This is a genomic window from uncultured Faecalibacterium sp. (genome assembly GCF_900066275.1).
In the GTDB taxonomy this organism is placed as follows: domain Bacteria; phylum Bacillota; class Clostridia; order Oscillospirales; family Ruminococcaceae; genus Faecalibacterium; species Faecalibacterium taiwanense.
In genome coordinates this window covers 1-4,218 of record NZ_FMFG01000067.1, presented here as the reverse complement: position 1 = coordinate 4,218, position 4,218 = coordinate 1, and the positions used below count along the sequence as shown (strand labels likewise).

At 48.5% G+C, this 4,218-nt stretch carries 7 protein-coding genes; all 7 read right to left on the bottom strand.

What is annotated here, in order from left to right:
* The coding region (locus QZL71_RS12785) for a DUF6054 family protein (protein ID WP_294649092.1) at positions 1-206 on the bottom strand (206 nt) is incomplete at its 3' end.
* A gap of 173 nt (positions 207-379) precedes the next feature.
* Positions 380-583, bottom strand: a complete 204-nt coding sequence (locus tag QZL71_RS12780; RefSeq protein ID WP_294649090.1) for a transposon-transfer assisting family protein — start codon at positions 581-583, stop codon at positions 380-382.
* Between the two features lie 9 nt (positions 584-592).
* The gene (locus QZL71_RS12775; protein WP_165852647.1) at positions 593-841 is read right to left on the bottom strand and encodes a hypothetical protein; all 249 of its coding nucleotides are present in this window, start codon (positions 839-841) and stop codon (positions 593-595) included.
* A gap of 269 nt (positions 842-1,110) precedes the next feature.
* Entirely contained in the window at positions 1,111-1,500 is a 390-nt protein-coding gene (locus QZL71_RS12770; RefSeq protein ID WP_005945547.1) for a hypothetical protein, read from the bottom strand.
* A 179-nt stretch (positions 1,501-1,679) separates the two neighbouring features.
* Positions 1,680-3,206, bottom strand: a complete 1,527-nt coding sequence (locus tag QZL71_RS12765; RefSeq protein ID WP_217298113.1) for a sodium ion-translocating decarboxylase subunit beta — start codon at positions 3,204-3,206, stop codon at positions 1,680-1,682.
* Between the two features lie 286 nt (positions 3,207-3,492).
* On the bottom strand, positions 3,493-3,696 hold the full coding sequence (locus QZL71_RS12760) for a transposon-transfer assisting family protein (RefSeq protein WP_097840384.1): 204 nt from the start codon (positions 3,694-3,696) through the stop codon (positions 3,493-3,495).
* Positions 3,686-4,218: YodL domain-containing protein (locus tag QZL71_RS12755; protein ID WP_294649088.1), on the bottom strand; the 533-nt coding region annotated here is incomplete at its 5' end. The genes QZL71_RS12755 and QZL71_RS12760, both read right to left, overlap by 11 nt.

The window sequence follows — 4,218 nt, the reverse complement described above, 5'->3', positions numbered from 1 at the left end:
AACATGGTCAGTGTCAGACTCAGGCGGTTGCCGCCCATCATGCTGTACCGTTCAAACACACGGACACTGCACCGGGCATCGCCCTCTTTGAAATCACTGCCTGCCTCTAAATCTGCCGACCAACTGCTGTCCGGGATTTCATTTTCCAGCTTCCGAAGCAGTTTGTCAAAATTCTTGTTTCGGATGGTCTTTTCAAAGATTGCCATAATGGTTCCTCCGTTCTGACAATTAAAAATCGGTCCCTTATTTTTGATATGAGCAGAGCCACAGGAAAATTGCGGAGAAATCGCTTGAAGAGAGGAATTTTGTCTGATTTGATTATAGCATATCTTTTGGAAGAACAAAATACTTTATGTACGCCGCCCGCAGGCGGCAAAAGTCAGTCCAGTGGAAATTCCAGCTCGACAAACTCTGCATCGGTCAGCAGTTTCAGCTTTTCGATAACCACCACCGATAGTTCCCGCAGAGCGGTCTCGTCCGGCATCAGGTAGCACTGCATGAGCCGCAGTTCGTGAATGAGCCCCAGCCGGGTGCCGGTGTTGTAGAGCATCATCAGCATCAGTTCCTCATGGTTAAAGTTCATGCGCATCCCTCACTTTCCGGCAGACGATGGGGTTGCACTCCGGGGCACATAACGGTTCATCCGGTTGTTCCAGATGTCAAAGTCGGCGCAGGCGGTGGCATCCGGGCGCTGGGCGTAGATCATGAGCTGGTCCGCAAAACTGTACTTGTACAGCCGGGATGCGGTGGTCAGGTAGTCCGTCCAGCTTTCCCAGTATCGGGTCAAGCCGTTGGCCGTGCGCTGGGCAAGGGCGAGATATTCTTCGGTTTTGCTTGGCATAGCGTTCCTCCTTCCATTTTTTGAGCATAAAAAGAGCGGGCAACCGTTTTGTGGTCGCCCGCTGGAAAGTGTATTGAGATAAGATTATTTGCTATTGTCCTTTATGTACTTCATAACGCAGCACCCCATCACGATGACAGGAAGCACTGTTCGTAAACCGAGGTCGCCGACCCGCACATTTACATCAACCACAAGTCCTGCAAACCATGCCGCTAAAGTGAAAACAGTTGCCCATCCGTAGCTCATTGAAATCACCTCGTAAAGTTATCTCAGTGCTTTGCCGCCAATTTCTCGGCCATCTCCAGCAGACGGTCAAAGGTCTGCTTTTCTTCCGGCTCCTCGATCAGTTTTGCAAGGAGCGCACGGAACACATCGGTGCTGTCCTGCCCCAACGTAACTGCAACTTTTTCAATGCAGTCGTGCAGTTTTATGACCGCCTCATCGGAGGGTTTGGATTTTGCAAGCAGGTCGGACAGGTAGCTGATGAAGGGATAGGTGGAATCATCGTTGATGATCTCGTTGGTCTCCTCGATGATCTTCTGGTTATCTTCGGGGGTCATATCGCCCTTTTCTTCCCATACATCACGGGAAGATGTGCGGCCTTTCAGAAAGGTGGCAAAAAGCAGGCGGTCGATGGGTGATCTTTTTTTGGTGTCCATTGGCTATCCTCCGCTTTCAATTTTTCTGTGCATTAAAACTGATTTTAGTATAGCATGAATGAAAGTATTCTATCAAGCCCACTTTCTTGCGGGTTATGAAAATTTTTCGGAGTGATGGCTTATGACAATTATCCCAGTTGACAACCATCGACAAGCTGAAAGTCGTCATCGTATTCCTGTTATATAAGGTTGATCGTCGTTTCATCAAAATTCTTAATACTGAACATTGTGCACCACTCTACATCATCCCGAACCGGCTCAAAGTGCAGTGCTGAGCAAGCAGCATGAAGCCTGCCTTGTGATTTTTCTCCAGGCATAATCACTGTTGGTCCGTCAGCTCCACCGATAATGCCTACGCAAGCATTATTTTGGGTTTCCGGCGTGAAGGTGTCTCCCTCCACAGCAATTTCCATAGGCTTATCTCCATCGCAGCAATCACAAATCGAGATATCTTCCTCCGATTCAGGGAAAAGCGTATAACGCATGACGGTAAAGTGTGTCGGATAAACCCAGCGGTCAGAACCGAAACACTTTTGAGGAATTGTTTGTTGCTCTATTTCCTGCACGGTCAATGTATAGTTTGTTCCGCTGACCGGATGGAGGAAAGAAAACGAATCACCGGGAGCGTGTGTCTGGAAATGTGGTCCCGGCACACGGCATGGCCGTTGCTCCATCGTAAGGGAGAGGGATTTTATTTCAGGACGGCGTTTGCTTGTCCACGGAAATGCCGCCCGAAAAATCATCCACCCATAGGATGTATCCAAATCATAGTGTTCCAATGCCCACTTTGCTTCCGCTTCATTGATCATCCCGTCTGGCAAACATGGATTAAAGACCACCGAGCAACCGTGGGAGGTCGGCATTGTTTTCCCGTTCAATTCCAAACGAGGAATAAAGTCAAGACAAAGTGGATTTTCTAAATCTATTTGCAGTTGCTGCTCCTGCGTGAAGTATTCACAAGAGTCGTTTTCGGGGTGTAAATCCCATTTAGTCATGAACTTGCGAATGTCTTCCTCCGGGGTACGCATACAAAAGTCCACAACGAACCCCTTGCTGCACGAATACGCCGCAGGAATGATCCAATGATGCCCGGCCCATTCAAATTGCTGATTCAAGGGGACTTCTGTTCCGGCACGTTCTTTTCCCGAATGTCCCCAGAAGTTTCCCTCAAAGTAGACTTTCCACTCCGGGATAGCTGGTTTTGCGTTCTGGTCCACAACATCGTAATATTCTTTGGTGTACTTGATTTTGCTGTAATCAAAAGATGCCTGAAGCTCTTTGATATATGCCCATGGCCGCTCCATTGGCATCAGCTTTAATTTCGTAGCGACAAGCGCAAGGGTTTCCTGCTGCTCCTGCGTGGGAGGGTTGTCCTGTAAGAAGGTTTCAAATTGTGCCTTATCCCACATCCATGCCTGCTCCAATGCTGCCACATCGCCGCAGGCAAGCAGTAGCCGCAGAAAATCAGCGAAATTTTTTGCCAACGGATGAACATAGTTTGGAAATGTGTTCGCCGGGCTGACAGCAAAAACCATACCGCCAAAGCCACGAACAAAACAGAAGTGGATTCCATCCACACCGGTCCAACCAAATACAGACGCACCCTTTGGTGTGCAAAAATACGGTTCGTTATCTGTACGGCGTTCTACGCCTAAGGATGAAAGATCAATGTCAGTCTGTAATAATTTCTGAAATGTTTTGTCCATCGGCTGATCCTCTTAAACAGGAATTTGATTATTTTTTTCCGTTTCGGAGATAAAGAATTGCGGTAACAAGACACATTCCTGCAATTCCTGCCAGAAATGAATTGAAATAGTTCTTTGTCAGAATGGCCCAAAGGTTGATTGACACAAAGACAGTTAAAAATATAATACCGATTATTCTATTTTTCATTTCTGTTACCCCTGCAACTTTCCGAGTTGTCGAGTTCAGTATACCACACCAAATGGCATTGTAAAAGAGAATATGTATGCCGCCCGCAGGCGGCAAAAGTCAGTCGAGCGGAAATTCCAACTCGGCAAACTCTGCATCGGTCACCAGTTTCAGCTTTTCGATAACACCCTCCGACAGCTCCCGCAGGGCAGTTTCATCGGGCATCAAGTAGCACTGCATCAGCCGCAACTCGTGTACCAGCCCCAGCCGGGTGCCGGAGTTGTAGAGCATCATCAGCATCAGTTCCTCGTGGTCAAAGTTCATGGGCATCCCTCACTTTCCGGCAGACGGTTGGATTGCACTCCGGGGCATCGCACTTTTCCTTGAGATTCATCAGCACCGAAGGGCGTTCCGGCTGCTTGTCCAGAAACCCCTGTAAATCCTTGAAGCCGATGCTGTCCACATAATGCACAGACACCTCGCCATTGCGTTTAAGCGCGATCACATCGCTGACCGACAGGCTGTGTCCCCTAAAATCCTGCGGACGGGAGAGGTTGAACATCTGAAACAGTTCTTCCAAAACTTCATTGTTCGGCACATCCTGCCACATGGCAGGCAAATCAGCATAGTAGGTGACCTCATAATGCTCCGGGTCTGGCGTTTTGCCCCGACGATGCAGTTCCCGCATGGAAGCAAATCTTTCATCGAGGATTTTTTCGTCATGCCGCAGCTGCATCACCATATAAACATCGCACCCTGCGTTCAGAAACTTCTGCGGGATGTCCGTCATGGGTTCACCGTCAAAATTCTGGTTCCATTTTTGCTGCATCGTCCACCTCACAGTTC